This is a genomic window from Mesorhizobium sp. M7D.F.Ca.US.004.03.1.1 (genome assembly GCF_003998635.1).
In the GTDB taxonomy this organism is placed as follows: domain Bacteria; phylum Pseudomonadota; class Alphaproteobacteria; order Rhizobiales; family Rhizobiaceae; genus Mesorhizobium; species Mesorhizobium loti.
Genome location: NZ_RZQG01001365.1, coordinates 1 through 1,127, shown reverse-complemented (window position 1 = coordinate 1,127; position 1,127 = coordinate 1). Strand labels below are relative to the sequence as shown.

Below are 1,127 nucleotides of genomic sequence, written 5' to 3'. Positions count from 1 at the left end.
GTCCGACCAGGTCGAGGTCGACTTGTGCTCCCGCAATCGTCTGCTGGAGCGAACGCGCGCGCTGCTGCTGGGCCTCGTCAAGTTGATGCTGCGCCTGGGCCGCCGCCAGAGCCGCGGCACTTTCCTCGCGCAGCTGCCGAACCGCGAAGCTCTCGCCCGTGATCGGCTTTGCCCGCTCCGCAGCTCGCGCGGCGTCCGCCAACTCCTGCGGCGACCGGGCGCCGATGCGGCCGAGTGCCACCTCCTGGTCTCGCTTGAGCTGGTAGAGCGTCCCGGCGTTCTTGATGAGATCCGCCTGCATGGCGGCGCCTTCGCCGAAGTCAGGCCGGCCGCCCTTCACAACGAGAGCGTTGACGGCGGCTTGGGCGCTCGGAAGCGCCAGGGCGGCCCGAGCTGCGGCATCGGTCAGCTTGTCCATGGCCGGAAGCTCAATCTGGATAAGCTGATCCGGCTGTTCGGTGAGGACTACGTCTACATCAACGACAAGGAGATCAGCCGTCAGACGGTCTGCACCGAATGCGGCCACGTCGGCGCCAAGATCAACGTCACCGCCAACACGACGCCGACCGGCTGGTCGCCACCTTTTCCGGCCTGATTTGGTGCCATTCGATCTTGCGCGGTCGCCGCCGCCGGGCGGGTTTGGTGCCAAGTGAAGTTGCGCGGCCGGTTTCTGCCTTTCTGGCTTTCTGGCCCCGCCCGTTCGCCGCAATCCCTTGGTTTTCCGGGCTTCTGGCGGCCCTTCCCGCCATTTATCACCTTTTCCCAGCATTTGGCCGCTGATGCCATCTGAACTTGCGCGTTACATCTATGACCTCGTCGGACGCGACACCGCACGTCCGTTCAGCCCGCATTGCTGGAAGGTGGCGATGGCGCTTGCCCACAAGGGGCTCGACACATCAACCGCGCCGACGCGCTTTCTTGAGGTGCCCACTGTCGAGGGCGGCGTTTCGAAAACCATTCCGGTGATCCGCGACGGCGAGACGGTCGTCGCGGATTCCTTCGCCATCGCGCTTTATCTCGATGAAGCCTATCCGGATCGGCCGACGCTGTTTGGCGGTGAAGGCGGCAAGGCGATGGCGCGCTTCATCGAACGCTGGTCGCAACTGACCATCCATCCCTATGTGACC

The 1,127-nt window shown here is 64.9% G+C and carries 2 protein-coding genes; both read left to right on the top strand.

The window, feature by feature from the left end:
- A partial coding sequence (locus EN935_RS41175; protein ID WP_164771741.1) for a hypothetical protein occupies nt 1-595 on the top strand: 595 nt, incomplete at its 5' end.
- Nucleotides 596-779: 184 nt separating this feature from the next.
- Nucleotides 780-1,127, top strand: a 348-nt coding sequence (locus EN935_RS37120; protein ID WP_164771740.1) for a glutathione S-transferase N-terminal domain-containing protein, incomplete at its 3' end; no start/stop codon positions are given.